General features: G+C 54.3%; 21 protein-coding genes and 1 tRNA gene. 15 read left to right on the plus strand and 7 right to left on the minus strand.

Going from position 1 to position 22,045, the window contains the following annotated elements; all coding sequences use genetic code 11:
- Positions 1-2: 2 nt before the first annotated feature.
- Together CJO09_RS10080 and CJO09_RS10085 are read right to left on the minus strand one after the other, a co-directional pair.
- Entirely contained in the window at positions 3-977 is a 975-nt protein-coding gene (locus CJO09_RS10080; RefSeq protein ID WP_119442214.1) for a quinone oxidoreductase family protein, read from the minus strand.
- Between the two features lie 67 nt (positions 978-1,044).
- A tRNA-Arg gene (locus tag CJO09_RS10085) sits at positions 1,045-1,119 on the minus strand.
- A 242-nt stretch (positions 1,120-1,361) separates the two neighbouring features.
- Here CJO09_RS10085 and tsaE point away from each other — a divergent pair.
- The 4 genes from tsaE to miaA are packed head-to-tail and all read left to right on the plus strand — an operon-like array spanning position 1,362 to position 6,008.
- Positions 1,362-1,916 carry a tRNA (adenosine(37)-N6)-threonylcarbamoyltransferase complex ATPase subunit type 1 TsaE gene (tsaE, locus tag CJO09_RS10090; RefSeq protein WP_119442215.1) on the plus strand — a complete coding sequence of 185 codons (555 nt, stop codon included), beginning with the start codon at positions 1,362-1,364 and terminating at the stop codon, positions 1,914-1,916.
- On the plus strand, positions 1,847-3,214 hold the full coding sequence (locus tag CJO09_RS10095) for an N-acetylmuramoyl-L-alanine amidase (RefSeq protein WP_119442216.1): 1,368 nt from the start codon (positions 1,847-1,849) through the stop codon (positions 3,212-3,214). The genes tsaE and CJO09_RS10095 overlap by 70 nt, the downstream gene beginning before the upstream one ends.
- 11 nt (positions 3,215-3,225) lie before the next feature.
- Complete coding sequence (mutL, locus tag CJO09_RS10100; protein ID WP_119442217.1) at positions 3,226-5,061, plus strand: DNA mismatch repair endonuclease MutL; 1,836 nt, start codon at positions 3,226-3,228, stop codon at positions 5,059-5,061.
- Complete coding sequence (miaA, locus tag CJO09_RS10105) at positions 5,058-6,008, plus strand: tRNA (adenosine(37)-N6)-dimethylallyltransferase MiaA (protein WP_119442218.1); 951 nt, start codon at positions 5,058-5,060, stop codon at positions 6,006-6,008. The genes mutL and miaA overlap by 4 nt, the downstream gene beginning before the upstream one ends.
- Here the strand turns inward: miaA and purM are convergent.
- Positions 6,005-7,054 (minus strand): phosphoribosylformylglycinamidine cyclo-ligase, encoded by a 1,050-nt coding sequence (gene purM, locus CJO09_RS10110; protein WP_119442219.1) that lies wholly within the window; start codon positions 7,052-7,054, stop codon positions 6,005-6,007. The two genes, miaA and purM, sit on opposite strands and share 4 nt — an antisense overlap.
- A 92-nt stretch (positions 7,055-7,146) precedes the next feature.
- Between purM and hda the strand changes: the two genes are divergently transcribed.
- From hda to folK, 4 genes are read left to right on the plus strand one after another with little or no spacing between them, the layout of a single operon-like run.
- Entirely contained in the window at positions 7,147-7,860 is a 714-nt protein-coding gene (hda, locus tag CJO09_RS10115) for a DnaA regulatory inactivator Hda (protein ID WP_119442278.1), read from the plus strand.
- Positions 7,853-8,554, plus strand: a complete 702-nt coding sequence (locus CJO09_RS10120; protein WP_119442220.1) for an HAD family hydrolase — start codon at positions 7,853-7,855, stop codon at positions 8,552-8,554. Before hda ends, CJO09_RS10120 begins: the two co-directional genes overlap by 8 nt.
- 10 nt (positions 8,555-8,564) lie before the next feature.
- Positions 8,565-9,923, plus strand: a complete 1,359-nt coding sequence (gene pcnB, locus CJO09_RS10125; protein ID WP_119442221.1) for a polynucleotide adenylyltransferase PcnB — start codon at positions 8,565-8,567, stop codon at positions 9,921-9,923.
- 6 nt (positions 9,924-9,929) lie between these two features.
- Positions 9,930-10,403, plus strand: a complete 474-nt coding sequence (gene folK / locus CJO09_RS10130) for a 2-amino-4-hydroxy-6-hydroxymethyldihydropteridine diphosphokinase (RefSeq protein WP_119442222.1) — start codon at positions 9,930-9,932, stop codon at positions 10,401-10,403.
- 21 nt (positions 10,404-10,424) lie between these two features.
- Here folK and CJO09_RS10135 read toward each other — a convergent pair whose 3' ends face one another.
- The gene (locus tag CJO09_RS10135) at positions 10,425-11,948 is read right to left on the minus strand and encodes a fumarate hydratase (RefSeq protein WP_119442223.1); all 1,524 of its coding nucleotides are present in this window, start codon (positions 11,946-11,948) and stop codon (positions 10,425-10,427) included.
- A gap of 33 nt (positions 11,949-11,981) precedes the next feature.
- Positions 11,982-12,749, minus strand: a complete 768-nt coding sequence (locus tag CJO09_RS10140) for a crotonase/enoyl-CoA hydratase family protein (protein WP_119442224.1) — start codon at positions 12,747-12,749, stop codon at positions 11,982-11,984.
- A gap of 173 nt (positions 12,750-12,922) precedes the next feature.
- On the opposite strand from CJO09_RS10140, the gene glyQ reads away from it, so the two are divergent.
- From glyQ to CJO09_RS10175, 7 genes are read left to right on the plus strand one after another with little or no spacing between them, the layout of a single operon-like run.
- On the plus strand, positions 12,923-13,825 hold the full coding sequence (gene glyQ / locus CJO09_RS10145) for a glycine--tRNA ligase subunit alpha (RefSeq protein WP_119442225.1): 903 nt from the start codon (positions 12,923-12,925) through the stop codon (positions 13,823-13,825).
- A complete protein-coding gene (gene glyS / locus CJO09_RS10150) occupies positions 13,825-15,978 on the plus strand; it encodes a glycine--tRNA ligase subunit beta (RefSeq protein ID WP_119442226.1) in 2,154 nt (717 codons plus the stop codon). Before glyQ ends, glyS begins: the two co-directional genes overlap by 1 nt.
- Positions 15,975-16,511 (plus strand): D-glycero-beta-D-manno-heptose 1,7-bisphosphate 7-phosphatase, encoded by a 537-nt coding sequence (gene gmhB / locus CJO09_RS10155; protein WP_119442227.1) that lies wholly within the window; start codon positions 15,975-15,977, stop codon positions 16,509-16,511. The genes glyS and gmhB overlap by 4 nt, the downstream gene beginning before the upstream one ends.
- 2 nt (positions 16,512-16,513) lie before the next feature.
- Entirely contained in the window at positions 16,514-17,242 is a 729-nt protein-coding gene (locus CJO09_RS10160) for a lysophospholipid acyltransferase family protein (RefSeq protein WP_119442228.1), read from the plus strand.
- Positions 17,229-18,134, plus strand: coding sequence for a M48 family metallopeptidase (locus tag CJO09_RS10165; protein ID WP_119442229.1), 906 nt, complete (start codon positions 17,229-17,231; stop codon positions 18,132-18,134). Before CJO09_RS10160 ends, CJO09_RS10165 begins: the two co-directional genes overlap by 14 nt.
- Positions 18,135-18,530, plus strand: coding sequence for a lactoylglutathione lyase (gene gloA, locus CJO09_RS10170; protein WP_119442230.1), 396 nt, complete (start codon positions 18,135-18,137; stop codon positions 18,528-18,530).
- A gap of 24 nt (positions 18,531-18,554) precedes the next feature.
- A complete protein-coding gene (locus CJO09_RS10175) occupies positions 18,555-19,784 on the plus strand; it encodes a nucleoside recognition domain-containing protein (protein ID WP_119442231.1) in 1,230 nt (409 codons plus the stop codon).
- Here CJO09_RS10175 and rsmA read toward each other — a convergent pair.
- Together rsmA and CJO09_RS10185 are read right to left on the minus strand one after the other, a co-directional pair.
- Positions 19,766-20,551 (minus strand): 16S rRNA (adenine(1518)-N(6)/adenine(1519)-N(6))-dimethyltransferase RsmA, encoded by a 786-nt coding sequence (gene rsmA / locus CJO09_RS10180; protein ID WP_119442232.1) that lies wholly within the window; start codon positions 20,549-20,551, stop codon positions 19,766-19,768. The genes CJO09_RS10175 and rsmA overlap by 19 nt on opposite strands.
- Positions 20,552-22,036, minus strand: coding sequence for a peptidylprolyl isomerase (locus CJO09_RS10185; RefSeq protein ID WP_245961290.1), 1,485 nt, complete (start codon positions 22,034-22,036; stop codon positions 20,552-20,554).
- Positions 22,037-22,045 lie beyond the last annotated feature (9 nt).

Consider the following 22,045-nt stretch of genomic DNA (forward strand, 5'->3'; position numbering starts at 1 on the left):
AATCAGGGTTTCAGGAGAATCGAGCCGGTCGTCGCGCGGCTTTCCAGGTCTGCATGGGCCGACGCAACATCTGACAGCGCATAGCGTGCACTAATCATTGGCGCGACCTTTCCGGATTCCAGCACATCGAATAAATCAGCGGCCATGTGCTCCAGCCGCTCACGTGTTCTGGCGTATGAAAACAAAGTAGGCCGTGTAACGAACAATGAGCCTCGGGAAGCCAGTTCGCTAAGGCTGAACGGCGGTACCGGCCCTGATGCATTGCCAAAGCTGACCATCATTCCCAAAGGCGCGAGACAATTGAGAGAGTCGTAGAACGTGTCCGTGCCCACCGAATCGTACACAACCGGAACGCCCTTCCCGTCGGTGATCTCTTTGACCCTTTCAACAATATTTTCGGTTTTGTAATTAATCGTGTGAGTGCAGCCATGCATGCGGGCCAGCTCGGCTTTTTCGTCCGACCCAACCGTCCCGATCATGGTCACGCCCAGAGCGCGAGCCCACTGACAGGCAATCAACCCGACCCCCCCGGCGGCGGCATGAAACAATATCGTTTCACCGCCCTGGAGCACAAACGTTTGGCGAAACAGGTACTGCACAGTTAAGCCTTGAAGCATCATCGCGGCTGCCGTATCGAACTCAATCGAAGCGGGTAGTTTAAGAACCTGTTCAGCCGGCATTGTGCGCCGTTCCGCATAGGCTCCGGGGGGCAGGCAAGCGTAGGCAACACGATCACCCACCGCAACATGTGTTACGCCTTCGCCCACAGCCTGAACAACACCGGCCGCCTCCATACCCAGGCCTGCCGGCAAGGATTGCTTGTACAGGCCGGTTCGGTAATAAACGTCGATAAAATTCAACCCGATACTTTCATGACGAAGCGTGATCTCACCCGCAGCGGGAGCAGGAACATCCACATCGACAAACTGCATCACTTCGGGCCCGCCATTGTCGAAAATTCGGATTGCCTTGGACATGTTCGCCTCAATTGATAACGGTGTTGAGAATCAGCAGTGTTGAGAATCAGCACTTGATTTGACAGACTGGCGCCCCCGACAGGAATCGAACCTGTAATATTCCCTTAGGAGGGGAACGTTATATCCATTTAACTACAGGGGCGTCGCGCCCACGCATTGTAACAAGTTGCCCAAACGTCTGCGCGCAAGGTTTTTTGAATAATATGTTGTTTTTTTTTCTTAGTATTAACGATAGTTTTGTCGATTGAGGCCACGCGAGCAACCAAGCCGAAATGCAATAACTATAAAGCCCCGGACAGATCAAGAAACTCACAAACTGAAGCCTCATAGCCGATTCGCTCACATCCAGCCATTATCCGCACCCCATTCTCAGGACAAAAGAAGATGGAAGATAAACGAGTTTTAAACGAAATTAGCATTTTTTTGAACGACGAAGACGAAACTGAAGCATTGGCAAGACAATTTGCCCCCCTCTTGACGAAACCAGATCCCACTCAAAAAACCCCGATAACGGGTGGTCACATTTACTTGCGTGGAGACCTTGGCGCAGGCAAAACCTGCTTCGTACGGGCGTTTTTAAGGGCTTGCGGCGTTACCGGACGAATTAAAAGTCCAAGCTATGCTTTACTTGAATCTTATAAAGTTTCTAACTTATACTTCTATCATCTTGATTTTTATAGATTTAGCGACCCAAGAGAATGGATTGACGCCGGGTTTCGCGACATTCTTCAGGAAAATGCCGTCGTTTTAATTGAATGGCCTGAACAAGCCGGTGGCCTTTTACCCCCTCCTGACGTCGAGATAAGCCTGGAATACGCCGACCACGGACGCAACGCGAGAATTACCGCCTATAGCAATAAAGGACAATCATGGCTGAGCAAAATCACCCCCCCGGGCCCAGCATCAAGCCCGAAAGATTCGCCCGCCGGCGATTCGTAGCGGCGGCCACCACCTTATTTTTATTGCCCGTCATACCGCGGGTTGCAAAAGCCGCCACGATTCTTGCCGTACGTACCTGGCCGGCCGACGAGTACACACGCGTTACGCTGGAGATGGATAGCGAGCTTAAAGCAGAACACTTTACGCTGGAAGGTCCCCACCGGCTGGTTGTCGATATCGAAGGTCTGACAATGAGTCAGACCATCAACGAGCTGGTTTCAAAAATCAAACCAAACGACCCCTATATCGCGAGTGTGCGGGTGGGCCAGAATCGCCCCAATGTCGTTCGGCTGGTCATGGACCTGAAACAACCCATTGCGCCACAAGTCTTTACGCTCAAGCCAATAGGTGAATACAAATATCGCCTGGTTCTTGATCTGTACCCGCGCGTAGCGCAAGACCCTTTAATGGCGCTGGCCAAATCCCAAGACGATAATGACCCGCTGGCCGAGGTGCTGGAAAACCTCGCACAAGGCAGCGATGCGCCCATTCCTTCGGTTGAGGGCCAACAGTTACCGCCTATCGCCCAAAAGAAACCCATGCCGGAAATCCGGCCTGAGCCCAGCCCCCGGGACCCAATCCCCAGCAAACCCAACCGGCCGATTTTGGTTGCATTGGACCCGGGACACGGTGGCGAAGATCCCGGCGCCGTCGGTCCTTCAGGCACATATGAAAAAAATATCGTGCTGGGGATCGCCAAACGCTTGAAAAAACTCATTGATGCACAACCCGGCATGCAGGCCTACCTGACCCGCGACCGTGATTATTTTGTCCCATTGCAAGTGCGGGTTCAAAAAGCACGACGCATCAAAGCGGATCTGTTTGTGTCCATTCATGCGGATGCCTGGATTAAACCCTCCGCCCGGGGCTCATCCGTCTTCGTACTGTCGCAAAAAGGGGCATCAAGTGCGGCAGCACGTTGGTTGGCGAAAAGCCAGAACGAGGCCGACCTGATTGGCGGCATCAATGTCAATACCAACAACCAACATGTCATGAAAGTGCTGCTCGATATGTCGACTGCGGCCCAAATCAATGACTCCGTTAAAGTGGGTGGCCGTGTACTTGGGGAAATCGGAAAAATAAACCGTTTGCACAAAAAACATGTAGAGCGGGCGGGCTTTGCAGTCCTCAAAGCCCCCGATATTCCATCCATTCTGGTGGAAACTGCTTTTATCAGCAATCCTCATGAAGAACGGTTGTTACGTAGCGCCTCGCATCAGGAAAAACTGGCACGAGCCATGCTAACCGGCATTAATGATTATTTTTCCACTAGCCCGGGGCTGGCACGTAGGGCATAATTTGCCCTAGTATGCTGCAGCGCCGTTCAATTACCCCCCTTCCCGATCCGCTCATTAGCCAAATCGCCGCCGGCGAGGTTATTGAGCGGCCGTCGTCGGTCCTCAAGGAACTTCTGGAGAATGCCATTGATGCCGGCGCTACCGGCATTGAAATTCGCCTTGAAGGTGGCGGCATCCGTCGCATTCTGGTCAGTGACAATGGCTCGGGCATTCCTCAAAATGAATTGCCTTTGGCGCTTACGCGTCACGCCACCAGCAAAATTCGCAGTCTCGAAGAGCTCGAAGAAGTCGCATCAATGGGTTTTCGCGGCGAAGCCTTGGCATCAATTGCCTCAGTGGCACGTCTTACCATCACATCACGCACGCCCGACGCGCCCCATGCCTGGCAACTCCAGGCAAACGCGTCGGAACCTATCGCCGCTTCCGGCGGGCAAGGCACCAGCGTGGATGTTCGTCAGCTGTTCGAGACAGTCCCAGCCCGACGTAAGTTTTTACGTACTGAAGCAACGGAATACGGCCACTGTGTTGAGGCGCTGGAACGGATTGCACTGGCACATCCGGCTGTCAGCTTTCGTCTCTTTCACAACGACAAACCTCAAAGAAACTGGCGCTCATCAGACTTACCGCAACGGATTCTGGATGTTCTGGGAACAGAAATAGTTGCACAAGGGTTACATGTGGACCAACAGCATGGGGTCATCAACTTACGCGGTTTAATCACCAAGCCCACCTTTGCGCGGCCACGTGCCGACAAGCAGTATCTTTACGTGAATAATCGCTTCGTGCGCGATAGAACCGTTTCGCACGCGGTGCGCCAGGCATACTCAGATGTATTGCATGGCGACCGTCAACCCGGCTTTGTCTTGTTTCTGGATATTGCCCCCAGTGCAGTCGATGTCAATGTTCACCCGGCAAAAAGTGAAGTACGGTTCCGGGAAAGTGGCGCAGTCCATCAATTTGTTGCGCGTACCCTGGACCAGGTACTGGCCCAAACACGCCCAACGGATTCATCGACTTTCCCCGAATCATCGCAGCACGGGGCGCCGGCACCCCATTCCCACGACATTGCCGGAACGCAGCAAGCTGCCGTGACACAACGATATGCCCCGGCCCAGCATAGTCTAGGCTTGCCCCCTCGCCACGGCAGCCCACCTAATCCCGCTTCCTGGCAAAGGCTTTATGAGCCACTCCCCAGTACCGGCGCAACGCCTCCCTCGGCCCAAACACCTTATTCTTCTGAACCGGCAATACAAACGTCCGAAACCCACCCACTTGGTATGGCGATCGCGCAACTGCATGGCATTTATATATTGGCGCAAACACAAACCGGCCTGATTATCGTTGACATGCACGCGGCGCACGAACGCGTGGTATACGAGCAGCTCAAACACGCCCTTGATGCGCGTGACCTGCCCCGGCAGGAACTGCTTGTTCCCGTCGTTTTTCAAGCCAGTGAAAAAGAAATCGCCCTGGCCGAAGAGTTTGACGAGCAGTTGTCCGAACTTGGCCTGACGCTGCGCCCCGGGGGCCCAAACAACCTGGTTGTCCGATCGGTGCCGGGCCTGCTGGCCAAAGGCGACATTGAAGCGCTGGCAAAAAATGTTTTACGCGATTTGGCCCAAGTCGGCAGCTCGCGTCAATTGCTCGAGCAAAGAAACCAGCTGCTTTCCACCATGGCTTGCCATGGGTCGGTAAGAGCCAATCGGCGTTTGACCCTCGACGAGATGAATGCATTGCTGCGTAAAATGGAACAAACTGAACGTGCAGATCAATGCAACCATGGGCGTCCCACATGGTTGTACTGGAGCCTGCCGGAAATCGACAAACTTTTCATGCGCGGCCAATGAGTCATCACCGTTTCATCGTGTGCCTGGCCGGCCCCACCGCCTCCGGGAAGAGTGCCGCAACATTGGCGCTAGCCCAATATTGGCCCATTGAAATAATCAATGTCGACTCAGCCACCATTTATCGACAGATGGACATCGGCACGGCCAAACCCAGCCCCGCGGAGCGACGCACCGTACCTCATCATCTGCTTGATATCCGCGACCCATCGGAAACGTATTCCGCAGCAGAGTTCTGTACCGACACGTTGAGGCTAATTGAGGACATTCATTCACGTAATCGCATTCCCTTGCTATGCGGCGGAACGATGATGTATTACAAAGCCTTGCGCGAAGGCCTGAATAACCTCCCGTCTGCCAACCCCGGCATACGACGCGAACTGGAAAACGAAGCAGCGGCATCAGGCTGGCCCGCCATGCATGCCCAATTACAGCATGTTGACCCCCTTACCGCGCAGCGTTTGGCCCCCAACGACAGCCAAAGAATCCAACGCGCCCTGGAGATTCACCGCATTACCGGCAAACCCATGTCGCAATTGTTAGCAGAACAACGCCCGAACCAGGAAAAACCTTGGCACTACGTCACCATCAGCCTTGAGCCGTCCGACAGGGCAGTGTTGCATGAGCGTATTGCAACGCGCTATCACGCTATGGTCGAGAATGGCCTGGTGGCGGAAGTGGAAGCCCTGTTCAACCGGGGCGACCTGAGTGAGTCGATGCCATCGATACGATGCGTGGGCTATCGACAAATCTGGGCTTACCTGAAAGGAGAGGTTGACCTGCCAACGGCGATTGAACAGGCGATCGCCGCCACACGGCAGTTGGCCAAACGTCAACTTACGTGGTTGCGCGCCCAGCCCGATCGGCATATTGTTGACTGCCTTTCGCTTAACACTGCCGACCAGATACGGGATATCGTCCCACAATACTGGAACGCACCACCCCGTTAAACAACAACGGTTTGCGCTTCTTCCGGTGCGCGTTCAACGATTTCGCCCAAACGGAAAACCTGTTCACCGTTCTCGTTAAGCGTCGCTGCAACAGCATGAGCCTGATCGGCCGCAACCACGACAACCATGCCGATACCACAGTTGAAAACACGATACATTTCTTCGTCGGCAACCCGACCGCCTTCCTGCAGCCAACGGAACAGCGCAGGCATTTCCCATGCCTCGCGATACAACCGCGCAGCCAAACCCGCTTGCAAAATACGCGGAACATTATCCAACAGGCCGCCGCCGGTAATATGTGCCAACCCTTTTACTGCGGACGCATGCTGTTTGATGGCTGCAAGCGCAGATTTCACATAAATACGCGTAGGCGCCATCACAACATCGACCAAAGGCCGGCCGTGGAAATCATCGGTTGGTTTGGCACCCGTGGTTTCAATAATCTTGCGCAGCAAAGAGTAGCCATTGGAATGGGCGCCACTGGATGCAAGCCCCAAAACGACATCACCCGGCTGGATCGACTTGCCATCGATAATTTCCGATTTTTCCACTGCACCAACTGCAAAGCCCGCCAAATCGTATTCGCCATCCGGATACATACCAGGCATTTCGGCGGTTTCCCCCCCTATCAGGGCACAGCCGGCCAGTTCACAACCACGTGCAATACCCCCAACCACCGCCGCAGCGGTATCAACCGATAATTTGCCGCAGGCAAAATAGTCCAGAAAATAAAGCGGCTCGGCCCCCTGAACCAAAATATCATTCACGCTCATGGCCACCAGGTCGATGCCGACCGTATCGTGTCGATTCCACTCAAAAGCAAGTCGCAGCTTGGTACCCACGCCATCGGTACCCGAAACCAGCACGGGTTCTTTCAGGTGCTTAGGCACCTCGAATAACGCGCCAAACCCTCCAATACCTGCCATGACACCAGGGCGCATCGTACTAGCCGCCAAAGGCTTAATCCGATCAACCAGTGCGTCGCCTGCATCGATATCGACGCCTGCATCACGATATGTCAGGGAATGGGAAACTTTGTTTGTCATGAGAAAAACCGTGGGATATGTAAGAATTGCGTCTTGGGTATTGACCCGTCATGCGCATTTTACGCTTTTTACCGCCGCCATTTTTACGCTCAATGACGCAACAACTGATTCTTGAACTGATTCCGGCGCCACCGCCTACTCTCGACAATTTCATTGTGGGGCGAAATGCAGCCGCCGTAGACGCAATCAAGCACTGCGGCAACGGCCGGGCGGTTTACCTTTGGGGTCCCGACGGCGCCGGCCGAAGCCATCTATTACAAGCCCGGTGCGGGGCAATCACCGATGCCATTTATGTACATCCGAGCAACGCTCAATCGCTTCTCGAGCGTATTTTGAATGACGAAATTACCTTTCCGAAACTCGTGGCGGTCGACGATGTGAATCATCTGGACGACGAGACACAAGGGCAACTATTCGCCCTGTACAATCTATGGCGTGCATCGGCTGCCAGCCCCAACGCTTTTGCACTCATTGTTTCAGGATCATTTTCACCCCAGGCCATGCCGATCCGGGAAGATCTGCGCACCCGTCTGGGTTGGGATCTGGTCTTTCGGCTGGAGCATTTATCTGACCAAGACCGGGCACAAGCACTGAATAACCAGGCACGCGAACGCGGTTTGCAACTGGCACCCGAAGTCGTGAATTGGCTGCTAACACATTACACTCGTGACATGAGCCGGCTTATTACACTGATTAACAACCTGGACCATTATTCGCTGGAAAAACAGCGCGGCATTACGCTGCCGCTTTTACGCGAATTTTTGGCGCAACGCGAACCTTTGCTCGCACGACAGCAACATGACTGAACCCAAACGACTTGCCCTTTTTGATTTAGACCATACGCTCTTACCACTGGACAGCGACTACCAGTGGGCCGACTATCTGGCGCGCACGGGGCGCGCGGGCAACCCTGAGGAAGCCCGCCGCCGCAACGAAGATCTCATGGAGCGATACAACGCGGGCGATCTCACCGCCGAACAGGCGGCCGAGTTCATGCTGGGCCTGCTGGCACGGGCAAACACCCATGATCTCGCCCACTGGCATGAACAATTCATGCATGAAGTCATTCGCCCCCATATTCGCCCGGTTGCGCTCGAGCTGGTGAACCAGCACCTGCAACAAGGCGACTTATGCGCCATCGTAACGGCAACAAATCAGTTTGTCACTGAGCCGATTGCCCGTGCATTCGGCATCCCGCACCTGATCGCCACCGTACCCGAATATGCTCAAGGCCGTTACACTGGCCGCATTGCGGGCGTCCCCAGTTTCAAAGAAGGCAAAGTGGTTCGCGTCAACAACTGGCTGCAGCAGCAGGGGCTCGACCTGTCCGGCTTCGAAACCTCCTATTTCTACAGCGACTCCCCCAACGACTTACCCCTGTTGGAAGTTGTCACACACCCCATCGCAACCAACCCCAGCCCTGCGCTAAAAGAAATAGCCCAGACCCGGGGATGGCGCATTCTGGATATTTTCAAGGACATGCAGGACGCAAAGTCCTAAAATAACGCCCATGCTCACTGAAACAATAAAAACATTCGTTGGACGCCTGTTAAGCGGCGGCGGGCGCGGGCCCGAACGCTTTACCCGTGAAAAACACGGTATCGACCGGCGTCACGTGTCCCGACATGCCGTCAAAGTATGTGAAGTTCTGCAGCAGGCAGGATTTGAAGCCTATATCGTTGGCGGCGCCGTTCGCGATCTTATCGTCGGGCTGGAACCAAAGGATTTCGACATAGCAACCAATGCCACGCCGGCTCAAATCCGGCCCCTCTTTCGCAGAGCCCGCATTATTGGGCGACGCTTTCAACTCGTTCACGTTGTTTTCGGCCAGGAGATCATTGAAACCTCCACGTTCCGCGCTCCCGCTTCAAATGGCCATGAAACCGATGAACATGGGCGTATCTTGCGCGACAATCAATTCGGCACCAATGAAGAAGACGCCGTGCGCCGCGACTTTACCCTTAACGCGCTCTACTACGACCCGGTTCGCGAAGAAGTCATAGACTACCACCGCGGTGTCGCCGACCTGAAAAAAAGAACGGTACGCATCATTGGCAACCCTGAAACGCGCTACCGTGAAGATCCGGTGCGCATGCTTCGCGCTGTGCGCTTCGCTGCCAAATTGAATGCAACGATCGACCCGGCAACATTAGCCCCGATCAAACCCATGGCTCACCTCATTTCCAATGTGCCCAGTTCGCGGCTGTTCGATGAAGTCATCAAACTTTTAACGTGCGGCCACGCGATCGACTGCCTAAAGCAATTGGAAACGCTTGGGTTGCATCAACACCTGCTGCCTTTCATTGATACTCTTTTCAATAACCCCGATCATTTCCGCTTTCTGGAACTGGCGCTCGATCGCACCGACGCGCGAGTGCGAACCGGAAAAACCATCAGCCCCGGCTTTCTGTTTGCCGCTCTGTTATGGAAACTGGTAAATAATCAATGGGACATCAACCAGAAAGAAGGGCTGCCTCGTGTACAGGCCCTGGTTGAGGCCGCCGACACAGTCATTAACAATCAGGCTTCCAACCTGGCTATTCAACGTCGTTTTCAAGCCGACATGCGTGAAATCTGGTTCATACAGCCCCGTTTTGAACGGGCAACTCCCCGCACAATCTGGCGCCTGCTGGAACACCCCCGGCTGCGCGCAGCCGTCGACTTCCTGCAATTACGTGCCGAAGCCCATGAAGTCGACAGCGTTGATGCGCAATGGTGGATGGACCTGGCCAACGCCGACAGCGACAAGCGCAGCACCATGATTGAAGAGCGCCAACGCGAAAAACGCAGCGACCGACCAGGAACAGGCAAATCATCTACCAGACGCCGCCGGCGTCCGCGTCGAAAAGCACCGCCGGAACAACACTGACCCTTCATGAAACGTGCTTTTATAGGCCTTGGGGCAAACCTGGGGCCATCGTTGGAAACTTTAAAGCAAGCGGCGCTGCAACTGGCGGAGCACCCTCTTATTAGCGCCTTCCAGCTTTCTCCGCTATACAAAAGCAAGCCAGTTGACTCCCAAGGACCTGACTACGTTAATGCGGTCGCGAGCCTGCGCACGAGCCTTGAACCGGTTGCTTTGCTTGGGCTATTACAGGAAATGGAACAAGCTTACGGCCGTCAACGGCCTTATCGGAATGCCCCACGAACACTCGACCTCGACCTGCTGCTGTACGAGGGAGTCAAATTGAACACAGACATACTCACTGTGCCCCACCCCCGCATGCATTTACGGGCATTCGTACTGCAGCCCCTGCACGACCTGGAGCCTGAGCTCGCCTTGGATCAAGGTAGCCTGGCGGCGCTGCTTAAAGCATGCCGCCACCAGGAAATCGAACGACTGTCGTAAAGCGCTTTCAACTGCCTTGTATCAGGCAGGCAAAATGGCTATTTCGGCAATGCGCGCCTGCCACTCTTTAGGGCCGGTTTGATGCACCGAGGTACCGTTTGCATCCACCGCCACAGTAACCGGCATATCCTTCACCTCGAACTCATAAATAGCTTCCATGCCCAAGTCTTCAAAGCCGGCAACCCGTGCGCCACGTATCGCTTTGGAAACCAGATACGCGGAACCGCCCACCGCCATTAAATAAGCCGACTTATGCTTGCTGATAGCCTCAATAGCCACTGGGCCACGCTCGGCTTTGCCAATCATGGCAATCAAACCGGTTTTCTCAAGCATCATATCGGTGAATTTGTCCATGCGCGTTGCCGTGGTGGGGCCGGCCGGGCCCACCACCTCTTCACGTACCGGATCCACGGGGCCGACATAATAAATAACCCGGTTCTTGAAATCGACCGGTAACGGCTCACCTTTTTCCAGCATTTCCTGAATACGCTTATGGGCAGCATCGCGGCCGGTAAGCATCTTGCCGGACAACAACAAGGTTTGCCCAGGCTTCCAGGAAGCGACCTCTTCCTTGGTGAGTGTGTCGAGATTCACTTGAGTTGACTTGTTGTAGTCGGGCGCCCAGTTAACATCGGGCCACAACGACAGGTCTGGCGGGGCCAGTTCGGCAGGGCCGGAGCCGTCGAGCTCGAAGTGCACGTGCCGGGTCGCAGCACAGTTGGGAATCATCGCAACGGGTTTGGAGGCCGCATGGGTGGGGAAAGTATTGATTTTAACGTCGAGTACGGTGGTTAGCCCGCCCAAGCCCTGCGCGCCGATACCCAGCGCATTCACTTTCTCATAAAGCTCGATACGTAACTCTTCCACCTTGTTCTGTGGGCCACGCGCCAACAAGTCATACATGTCGATATCGTCCATGAGCGACTGCTTGGCCATGAGCATGGCTTTCTCTGCTGTTCCCCCAACGCCGATACCCAACATACCCGGCGGACACCAACCCGCGCCCATTTGCGGCACGGTTTTCAGCACCCAATCCACCAAAGAGTCGCTTGGGTTCAGCATGACAAACTTCGATTTGTTCTCGGAACCGCCCCCTTTGGCAGCCACCTGAACATCGACTTTGTCGCCTTCAACCAGCTCGACATTCACAATACAGGGCGTGTTGTCGCGCGTATTTTTGCGGGTAAACAAAGGATCGTTCAAAACCGACGCCCGCAACGGATTGTCGGGATTCAGATAGCCCTGGCGCACTCCTTCGTCGCACACATCCTGCAAACTGCGTTTGGCATCAATACGTACGTTCATGCCAATTTTCAGGAACACGTTCACAATCCCCGTATCCTGGCAAATGGGGCGATGCCCTTCCGCGCACATGCGGGAGTTGGTCAGAATCTGGGCGATGGCATCTTTTGCCGCAGGATTCTGCTCGCGCTCATATGCACGGGCAAGATGCTGAATGTAATCGGCAGGATGATAAAAACTGATGAACTGAACCGCGTCGGCAATCGACTGGATCAAATCGGCTTCTTTGATAATGGTCGTCATAATGAAAAGTCCGGATAAGAAATGGAATGACTATTATTTGCCTTGCCACACCGGCTTGCGCTTTTCAGCAAAAGCCGTGGCGCCTTCTTTAGCGTCGGCCGAGGCGAAAATATGGGCCACGCGAGGCCGTTGCAAGTCAAACATATCGGCCTGGCGCCAATCTTTCGACTCCAGAATAATTTTCTTTGCGGTACGTACGGCCAACGGACCATTTTCGGCAATCATGGCCCCCAATTCCTGCGCCGCCTCAACCGCCTTGCCCGATTCGGCCAAGCGATTCACCATGCCGAAGTGATACGCGCGTTCGGCCGACACCATTTCGCCGGTCAAGATGACTTCCATGGCAATATGGTGCGGAATGCGCTGGGGCAAACGCAGCATGCCGCCTGAACTGGGCACCAACCCACGCTTTGTCTCGGGTAAGCCAAACTTCGCGTCATTGGCGGCCACAATCAGGTCGCACGCCAAGGCAAGCTCGCACCCCCCTGCCAATGCATAACCTTCCACTGCGGCAATCAGCGGTTTTTCAGGGCTCTTTTCACACAAACCACCCAGGCCTCGCCCTGGCACTAAAGGGCGCTGCCCCGTCTTGGCAAATGCCTTCAGATCCATCCCCGATGAAAACGTGCCGCCGGCACCGGTTAACACGCCAATAACAACATCGTCGTTGGCATCCAGCGCGTCGAATGCTTTCGCCATTTCAACAGCAGTTTCAAAATTGATTGCATTGCGGGCTTCGGGACGGTTGATGGATATCACCATAACGCGGTCAACCACCTCAATCTTCACGAGATCCGACATGTAAAAAGCTCCTGACACCTTGAAAGGTAAAGTAAAAAATAACTGGTAACCCGTTATCATACGTCGATTCGGCGTTCGAATAGAAATCGACCCTTAACCGGCAAATAAAGCTTTTTAACGAAGCACGTTAAAATCTCACACTTTGCGGCCATTTCGCGTTAAAGCGCTTACTCATGCTCACGTTTCAGCAAATTATCCTGACACTTCAAAACTACTGGGACCAGCAAGGCTGTGTCCTGCTTCAACCCTACGATATGGAAGTGGGGGCGGGTACGTCTCACACTGCCACCTTCCTACGTGCCATCGGGCCGGAACCTTGGCGTGCCGCCTATGTTCAGCCCTCGCGGCGCCCTAAAGACGGGCGTTACGGCGAAAACCCAAACCGACTTCAACATTATTATCAGTATCAGGTAGTCCTGAAACCGGCCCCGCCCGATATCCTCGAGCTATATATCAACTCCTTGCGGGCACTCGGTATTCAACCTGAAGAACACGACATCCGTTTCGTTGAAGACGACTGGGAAAACCCAACGCTGGGGGCATGGGGCCTGGGCTGGGAAGTCTGGCTCAATGGTATGGAAGTGACGCAATTCACTTATTTTCAGCAGGTGGGCGGCCTCGATTGCACGCCCACAACGGGCGAGATTACCTATGGCCTGGAACGTCTGGCCATGTATCTGCAAGGTGTTGAAAGTGTGTACGACCTTGTCTGGACGCAAGATGCGCAAGGCCGAAAAGTACTGTATCGCGACGTATTCCATCAAAACGAGGTTGAGCAATCCACCTACAACTTCGAATATGCGTCAACCGAAGCCTTGTTTCGCCACTTCAACGACTATGAAGCGGAAGCTGAAAAGCTCATTCAGGTTCCACTGGCGTTGCCCGCTTATGAACAAACGCTCAAAGCGGCTCATACATTCAACATGCTCGATGCGCGCGGCGCAATCAGCGTAACCGAACGTGCCGGCTATATTGCCCGCATTCGTAATTTGTCGCGTGCCGTTGCACATGCCTACTATGAATCACGAGAAAAGCTGGGTTTCCCCATGTTAGCTAAACAATCGGAGGCAGTTTGATGAATCACGCTGCCACACAAGAGACGCAACACCCCCTGTTGGTTGAACTGGTTACTGAAGAGCTTCCTCCGAAAGCACTCAGCAAGCTTGGCAAAGCCTTCGCCGATGGAATCACGACCGGATTGGCACAACAGCACTTGCTGGCCGAAGGCTGCACAACAACCTATTTCGCCACACCACGACGCCTCGCGGTAACGCTTAGCCACGTTCTGAAACAAGCCCCTGACCAGCCATTTGCAGAAAAGCTCATGCCGGTGAAAATCGGGTTGGACGAAAACGGTCAGGCAACAGCGGCTTTAAAGAAAAAGCTTGATGCGAAAGGTTGGAGCCATCTGCAACCCGAGAACCTGCATACCGAGTCTGACGGCAAGCAAGACTACCTATACGCCAAAGGCACCGCCCAGGGTGCGCCACTAGCACAAGGCCTGCAAAAGGCATTGGAAGAGGCAGTTGCAAACCTGCCCATTCCCAAAGTCATGCGATACCAACTGGCCGACGGCGAAACCAGCGTAAAGTTTGTACGCCCGGCACACCAGCTGGTGGCGCTGCTTGGCGCAGATATTGTTCCGGTAACCCTGCTCGGGCTTGAGGCGGGCCGCACCTCCAGCGGACACCGTTTCATGGGGCAGCAATCAATCGGAATTCAATCGGCTGATACATACGAAACCCAACTCACTGAGGAAGGACGCATTATTCCCTCCTTCGAAGTGCGTCGTGACACAATCAGAAAACAGCTTGAAACGCACGCAAACGCATTGGGTCACACAATTGGTAATGATCCGGAAACCTGGGCGTTACTCGATGAAGTAACCGCACTGGTGGAGCACCCCACGGTTTACACAGGCCAGTTCGACCCGGCTTTCCTGGATGTTCCGGCAGAGTGCCTTATCCTTACCATGCGGTTGAATCAAAAGTACTTTCCTTTGTTTGATCCGGCTTCCGGCAAGCTTACGCATCAATTCCTCATCGTAAGCAATATGGAAGTGGCAGACCCTTCCAACATCGTGGAAGGTAACGAACGCGTGGTCAGACCCCGCCTGGCCGACGCCCAATTCTTCTACGACACCGATCGCAAAACCTCGCTGGCAAGCCGCGTTGAAGGGTTGGCAAGTCGCGTTTATCACAACAAACTGGGCTCTCAGCGTGAGCGTATTGAACGCGTTCGTGCCATAGCGCGCCATGTCGCCGAGAAAATCGGCGCCAACACGAACGATGCCGACCGCGCCGCCCTGCTCGCAAAAGCAGACCTGAACTCAAATATGGTGGGCGAATTCCCTGAGCTGCAAGGCATTATGGGCGGCTACTACGCGCAAGCCGACAACGAACCTGCGCCTGTGGTTAATGCCATTACCAGCCAATACCAGATTCGTCTTGAAAGCTCTGTAAATACCAGTAATGAAGCTGCCGTTGCGCTTTTTATTGCTGAACGCGCTGAAACACTGATCGGTATCTGGGGGATCGGCCTTGTACCCAGTGGGGAACGCGACCCGTATGGCCTTCGCCGAGCAGCGCTTGGGCTCATCAGTGCTTTCGAGCAGCTTGCCGCGGGCGAATATTTAAAACCCGGCCAGCCCAATAAACTCACCATTACAGGGTTACTTGAATTCGCGCGAAGCACCTTTCGCGATACTCCTGTTAGCGAAAATGTTGTCGCCGAGGTAGGCCACTTTATTTATGAACGTTATCGCAACCTTCTAATGTCGGAGTTTGACCGAACGGTTATCGATGCAGTGCTTGAGCTTGAACCGCCATTGAATGAAGTGCACGCGCGCATCCAGGCCTGCACTGCTTTTGCCGCACTACCCCAAGCGCAAAGCCTCGCCTCTGCAAATAAACGCATTGTCAATTTGCTTAAAAAGGCAAATGCGAACCTGCAAACCGTTGACCCGCAGTTACTTGAAGAGCCGGCAGAGCAAGCGCTGGAAAAACTCATTGACGAGCTTGAGCCACGCGCGCATCAGCAGTTCAAAGACGGCGATTTTCGCGGTAATCTAATGACTTTGTCGGGCGTGCGGGATGCCGTCGACCAATTTTTCAACGACGTCATGGTCATGGCACCCGACCCCGCCCTGCGGGACAACCGTCTGGCCCTGCTGGGCCGGCTCAAACAACTCATGAATCAAGTAGCGGATATTTCCAGGTTAGCGCAGTGAAACTTGCCATTCTCGATCGCGACGGCGTCATTAACTTCGACAGCGAGGCATACATTAAAAGTCCCGACGAATGGGTCCCCATTCCCGGCAGCCTCGAAGCCATTTCACGTCTTTCGCATGCCGGTTGGCGTGTCGTTATTGCAAGTAACCAGTCGGGTCTGGCGCGAGGCCTGTTCAGCGTTGAAACGCTGAATGCCATTCATGCAAAATTGCGCCATGAGCTTGCCCAGCTTGGCGGCCATGTCGACGCCATTTTTATCTGTCCTCACGGTCCCGACGACGGTTGCGAATGCCGCAAACCTCGCCCCGGCCTATTTCACGATATAGCACGTCGTTACGATACAAAATTAGACCAGGTGCCCGCAGTGGGTGACTCCTGGCGCGACCTGCAGGCCGCCAGTGCGGCGGGGTGCGCCCCTTGGCTGGTCATGACGGGTAACGGCAAAAAAACATGGGCTAACGGTGACCTGCCCAGCGGAACGCAAGTGCGCGATACCCTAGCCGACGTTGTCGACGCTTGGCTGGAGGCCTGAACATGGCCTGGATACGCTCTGCGCTTTACATGGCGTTCCTTACCATTACCGTTATCCCTTATGCTTTTGCCTGCCTGGCTTGGTCGTTTCTGCCCTTGCATCAACGTTATCGGCTTACCATGGGCTGGCCCCGCGTGGCTATTTGGGGGGCACGCATCATTCTCGGTATCAAATGGCAAATCAAAGGGTGGGAGAACCTGCCGAACGGCCCGGCGGTCATTCTTGCCAAACATCAATCCGCTTGGGAAACTTTATTCCTACCTGCCTACCTGCCGCGGCAAGCCTGTTTTGTGTACAAAAAAGAGCTTCATCGCGTTCCATTTTTTGGTTGGGGGCTGGCTTTGCTGGGCATGATTCCAATCAACCGCAGCAAGGGGCGCGACGCCTTTGAACAAGTCGTGGAAATCGGGCAAAAAAGACTTAATGAAGGTCGCTGGCCGGTGCTCTTCCCAGAGGGCACCCGTGTCGCACCCGGCAAAACCGCCCGCTTCAAAACCGGCGGCGCCATGCTGGCTGTTCGCACTGGCGCACCGGTCGTGCCAATAGCGCTTAATTCAGGTGAGTGCTGGCCTCGCAACGCATTTATCAAAAAACCCGGTCACATTACCGTGTCAATTGGCCCTCCTATCGAAAGCACCGGCCATAACGCGGCCGAGGTTAACCAGCTTGTGCAAAAATGGATCGAATCGGAAATGCGCATTCTGAACCCGGAACGCTATGGCACCAAATGAACAATTAGCACTGTTCGAATACGCATCACCCTCTGGGAAGCCCGAGAAGCCTCCCGCCCCCTCCCCTGCATTGCGAACCGAAAACGCGCACAACAGCGGCCCGATCCCAACGCCGCCGCCCCCTTCATTACCCGATGGCGCGCAATGGCGAGAAACAGCAACCTCACTGCAAACAATTGGCTTCGTGTTACTGCGGTCACGCAGAAAAAGCATCGGCCTGCAAGTTAACGAAGATGGCTTGCGTGTTACTGCACCCCGTTGGGTCAGTTTGAAACAGATCAACGCGGCAATCGACGATAAAGCCACCTGGATTCTGGCTAAAATCCGCCACCATCAGGAACGCAGAAAGAAACTGGCCTTAGCCGACACGCAATGGCACGACGGGGGAAGAATTCCCTATCTGGGAAATTTAATTGTTTTACGACTGGGTCTGGAAACACAAACCCGCTTTCGCGGCAACACGCAAGCGCCAAAGCCTGATGATGCATTGCTCATTGGTTTACCCGCTAACGCGGATCACCGCCGTGTCCGTGACAGTACACACATGTGGCTGCAAGCGCGGGCAAAAGAATGGTTTGACCTACGCATTCGTTTTTTCACCCATCATCACCCGGACCTTTCCATTAACCGCTGGCGCCTTTCAAACGCAACAACCCGTTGGGGCTCATGCAATTCCGACCGGAATATCATGTTGAACTGGCGTCTGATTCATTTTGAACCCGACGTCATCGATTACGTGATCGCACATGAACTGGCCCACCTGCGTCATATGGACCACAGCGCTTCTTTTTGGCGTGAGGTAGGTCGCTTGTGCCCCGGTTTCGAGCGCGCCCGTGATATCCTGCGGGGTCAAGATCCTGCATCCTTACCTTTGCTTCAAGGAGACTTCTGAATGCGAATACTGCACACCATGTTGCGCGTTGGCAACCTTGACCGTTCCCTGGCCTTTTACACGGAAGTTTTAGGGATGCGTCTGCTGCGTAAACAAGATTACCCAGGTGGAAAATTCACCCTCGCTTTTGTCGGCTATCAAGACGAAGCGGACGGCGCTGTTATCGAACTGACATACAACTGGGATACCGACCAATACGACCTTGGAAACGGTTACGGCCATATCGCCCTGGAAGTAGAAGATGCTTACGCGGCCTGTGAGACCATTCGCAATAAGGGTGGTAATGTCGTGCGGGATGCGGGCCCCATGAAGCACAGCACCACGGTTATTGCGTTCGTCGAAGACCCAGACGGCTACAAAATCGAGCTGATTCAGCGTAAAGGCCGCGCCGACTAAAGCAGCACAACCGCTTACCCAACGATGCTGAACGCTCTTTGGCTAGCCTTCTTTCTGATTGCGGCTTGTGCGGGCCTCTATCAATGGTTAGTGCTTTCCGATCCCGACGTATTCGGTCGTATTGTGCAAAGCCTGTTCCAAATGGCCGAATTGTCGGTCAGCATCATGATTTTGCTGTTCGGCACCCTAACATTATGGCTTGGGTTTTTACGCATCGCCGAATCCGCAGGGCTTATCAACACGCTCTCAAGATGGCTAAGTCCGCTTTTTCAAAGACTCATGCCGGAGGTGCCCCGAAATCATCCCGCTTTGGGTTTAATTACACTCAACTTCGCAGCAAATGGGCTGGGGCTAGACAATGCCGCCACCCCAATCGGCTTGCGCGCCATGCGCGAATTGCAAAGTCTTAACCCCACACCGAATACCGCCAGCAACGCACAAATTTTGTTTTTGGTCCTGAATACCTCGTCACTGACACTGCTACCGGTCACGATATTCATGTACCGTGCTCAACAGGGTGCCCCCGACCCCACGCTGGTATTTCTACCCATTCTACTGGCAACAACGGCCTCATCGCTGGCAGGTTTGTTGGCTGTAGCGCTGGTGCAGCGCATTAAACTCACCGACCCGGTTGTGATGCTGTGGTTAGGCGCAGCCGCCGTACTCCTGGGCAGTTTCATGGCACTGTTGGCGGGCTTATCGGCCACGGCACTGAGTGCGCTTTCCTCCTTGCTCGGAAACCTGATTCTTTTCGGCCTGATCATCCTTTTTCTGATCGTTGGCTTCATACGCAAGGTTCCTGTCTACGAGCACTTTGTTGAAGGTGCCAAAGAAGGGTTTGAAATCGCAAAGAGTCTGCTGCCTTATTTGGTTGCCATGCTGTGCGCAATTGGTGCATTGCGTGCGTCCGGTGCGCTTGACGCGCTGCTTGAGCTATTACGATGGATTGTTGCCGGTTTTGGTATGGATACGCGCTTTATAGACGCCCTGCCAACAGCGCTGACCAAACCGTTCTCGGGAAGCGCCGCACGGGCCATGATGCTGGAAACAATGCAGCATCATGGCGTAGATAGTTTTGCAGGCCTGTTGGCAGCCACCGTTCAAGGCAGCACCGAAACAACCTTTTATGTACTTGCTGTTTATTTTGGCGCTGTGGGAGTCCAGCGAGCACGCCACGCCGTGCCATGCGCACTTATTGCCGATTTCGCCGGCATCACTGCTGCCATCGCCGTTTGCTATTGGTTCTTCACCTGAGGCAATAGGTAATCGGCCAAAGCAATAAACTGCGCAACCGACAATGCTTCCGGCCGCGCTGTTTCAGCGATACCCACAAAACCCCAGTCAACCAGCGGTGCCCAGTCACCCAAACTGCGCCGCAGCATTTTTCTGCGCTGACCAAAAGCCCGTGCAACCAATGCCGAAAACATGCCTTCGTCTTGAGGGCGCAAACGATCGTGCGGCAGCGGCACCATTCTTACAATTGCTGAAACCACCTTCGGCGGCGGCTCGAACGCAGTGGGCGGAACATCAAACAAACGCGTCATAGCGTAGCGCGCCTGAAGCATCACCGACAAACGACTGTAGTGAGGGTCTCCCGGCACTGCAACCATACGATCGACAACCTCTTTTTGCAGCATAAAATGCTGATCTTTAATTTGATCGGCATAATCGATCAGCTTGAAAAGCAAAGGGCTCGAAATATTATAGGGAAGGTTACCGACCACCCTTAAAGAAGACCCTAGCGGCGAAAAATCGACATTTAAGACATCGGCCTCAAGAACCGTTAACTGAGTGTCCGGAAACCGGTTTCTGAGCCGCTGGGCCAGATCGCGATCGATCTCGATAACGGTCAAGTGGTTCAAACGCGCTAACAGCGGGGCCGTTAATGCCGCCTGCCCAGGCCCGATTTCCAACACCCTGTCAAGGGCATTGGGATCAATGACACGAACAATTTGATCGATTACCGAAAGGTCAACCAGAAAATTCTGGCCGAATCGCTTGCGAGCCTGGTGTATACCCATTTAATTCCGATTTAGCTGGTTCCCACGTGGATCAAGGCGATTATCGATATACGCCTGTGCACGAACCCGCCCGAGCCAATCATCAAAAGCAGGACCCACCTGACGCTCAAACAACACCTCGCGCGCGCGCATCCGCTTGAACTCTTCTTTCATATCCTCAGTTCGACGCTCCTGGACCGTAATCAGATGCCAGCCAAAAGGCGTTCTTACAGGCTCACTGATTTCACCAGGCTGTAAGTTATCCATTGCCTGCTCAAATGGCGGCACAGTTTCACCCGGCGAGAGCCAACCCAGATCACCACCCAGTGGGGCCGACGCATCTTCTGAATAACGACGCGCCAGATCACCGAAATCCTCGCCTGCCAAAACCCGTTGCCGAATATCCTCAAGACGGGTGCGGGCACGCTCATCGGAGGTTGCCTGATCGGTTTTTATCAGAATATGGCGTGCACGCGTTTGCGTCACCATCATCGGGCCTTCTGATTGAAATACAGCGGCCATTTCATTTGCGCGCGAATCAACTTCGGGCGGTGGCGGTACTTGTTGCTGAGCCGATTGCTGAGGCCCTGGACCCCGGGTTGTTACTTTCAGAATATGAAATCCGTTACCACTGCGAATAATGTCACTAACCTCATTCGTAGATAAACCCTGAACCGCCTGCAAAAACAAGTCGGGCCAGCCCTGCGCGGGCCGAACCCCCATATCGCCGCCTTCCAGCGCGTCCGGGCCGTCAGACACTGCGGCGGCAACGGCGGCAAAATCCGCACCGGCTTGAATCCGAGCCAACGCATCTTGAGCTTCGCGCCGATACTCTTCAACTTGTGAAGGCGACGCCGACTCGGGAACCTGAATAAGAATCTGCGCCAGGCCCAAAGGTTGCATGGGCGAAGCTTGAGCCGGCGCTTGACCCGCCGGTGCACCAGCGGTTGGCTGCCCGCCCCCCACAAATCCACCCGTCACACTTTGACTGCGCAAAAACGCATCCACTTCGCCGTCGGAAATCATAATTCGGCTATCAACTTCACGTTGACGCACCAAATCGGTAAGAATTTCCTGACGCAACGACTGGCGGTAGTATTCCCAGGTAACACCCGATTTTTCGATCTCCGCCCGCAATTGTGCCTCGGACATATTGTTGCGCTGAGCGATGTTGGCAACTGCCTGATCAAGCTGGGCATCATTCACGCCAACATTCAAACGCCTGGCCTCTTGCCGAATTAACTCTTCGGTAATCATGCGCTGCAAAACCTGGCGCCGAAGCGTATCGTCATCGGGTGCCTGGATGTTTTGCATGGCAAGTTGTGCTTTAGCCGCCTTCAGCTCCTGCTCAAGTTGGTACAAAGTAATGACTTGTTTATTGACAACAGCAGCAATCCCGTCGACAAAACGCGTGGGCGATTGCGCCGCTTGTCCGGCTGCCGACGCGGAGCCATTTGGCTGTGCATGAACAACACCCATTACAGCCAGCAGACCCAGAACTGGCATTGCAAATAC

This window comes from Neopusillimonas maritima (genome assembly GCF_003576595.1).
GTDB lineage: Bacteria > Pseudomonadota > Gammaproteobacteria > Burkholderiales > Burkholderiaceae_B > Neopusillimonas > Neopusillimonas maritima.

What these genes read in the sequence shown, in the direction of transcription:
- CJO09_RS10165 (WP_119442229.1), top strand. Translation starts at nt 17,229, where the DNA reads ATGGCACCAAATGAACAATTAGCACTGTTCGAATACGCATCACCCTCT.
- hda (WP_119442278.1), top strand. Translation starts at nt 7,147, where the DNA reads ATGACGCAACAACTGATTCTTGAACTGATTCCGGCGCCACCGCCTACT.
- CJO09_RS10175 (WP_119442231.1), top strand. Translation starts at nt 18,555, where the DNA reads ATGCTGAACGCTCTTTGGCTAGCCTTCTTTCTGATTGCGGCTTGTGCG.
- tsaE (WP_119442215.1), top strand. Translation starts at nt 1,362, where the DNA reads ATGGAAGATAAACGAGTTTTAAACGAAATTAGCATTTTTTTGAACGAC.
- pcnB (WP_119442221.1), top strand. Translation starts at nt 8,565, where the DNA reads ATGCTCACTGAAACAATAAAAACATTCGTTGGACGCCTGTTAAGCGGC.
- CJO09_RS10135 (WP_119442223.1), bottom strand. Translation starts at nt 11,948, where the DNA reads ATGACGACCATTATCAAAGAAGCCGATTTGATCCAGTCGATTGCCGAC.
- rsmA (WP_119442232.1), bottom strand. Translation starts at nt 20,551, where the DNA reads ATGGGTATACACCAGGCTCGCAAGCGATTCGGCCAGAATTTTCTGGTT.
- mutL (WP_119442217.1), top strand. Translation starts at nt 3,226, where the DNA reads ATGCTGCAGCGCCGTTCAATTACCCCCCTTCCCGATCCGCTCATTAGC.
- CJO09_RS10185 (WP_245961290.1), bottom strand. Translation starts at nt 22,036, where the DNA reads ATGCCAGTTCTGGGTCTGCTGGCTGTAATGGGTGTTGTTCATGCACAG.
- miaA (WP_119442218.1), top strand. Translation starts at nt 5,058, where the DNA reads ATGAGTCATCACCGTTTCATCGTGTGCCTGGCCGGCCCCACCGCCTCC.
- folK (WP_119442222.1), top strand. Translation starts at nt 9,930, where the DNA reads ATGAAACGTGCTTTTATAGGCCTTGGGGCAAACCTGGGGCCATCGTTG.
- glyS (WP_119442226.1), top strand. Translation starts at nt 13,825, where the DNA reads ATGAATCACGCTGCCACACAAGAGACGCAACACCCCCTGTTGGTTGAA.
- CJO09_RS10095 (WP_119442216.1), top strand. Translation starts at nt 1,847, where the DNA reads ATGGCTGAGCAAAATCACCCCCCCGGGCCCAGCATCAAGCCCGAAAGA.
- glyQ (WP_119442225.1), top strand. Translation starts at nt 12,923, where the DNA reads ATGCTCACGTTTCAGCAAATTATCCTGACACTTCAAAACTACTGGGAC.
- CJO09_RS10140 (WP_119442224.1), bottom strand. Translation starts at nt 12,749, where the DNA reads ATGTCGGATCTCGTGAAGATTGAGGTGGTTGACCGCGTTATGGTGATA.
- CJO09_RS10080 (WP_119442214.1), bottom strand. Translation starts at nt 977, where the DNA reads ATGTCCAAGGCAATCCGAATTTTCGACAATGGCGGGCCCGAAGTGATG.
- CJO09_RS10160 (WP_119442228.1), top strand. Translation starts at nt 16,514, where the DNA reads ATGGCCTGGATACGCTCTGCGCTTTACATGGCGTTCCTTACCATTACC.
- gloA (WP_119442230.1), top strand. Translation starts at nt 18,135, where the DNA reads ATGCGAATACTGCACACCATGTTGCGCGTTGGCAACCTTGACCGTTCC.
- CJO09_RS10120 (WP_119442220.1), top strand. Translation starts at nt 7,853, where the DNA reads ATGACTGAACCCAAACGACTTGCCCTTTTTGATTTAGACCATACGCTC.
- purM (WP_119442219.1), bottom strand. Translation starts at nt 7,054, where the DNA reads ATGACAAACAAAGTTTCCCATTCCCTGACATATCGTGATGCAGGCGTC.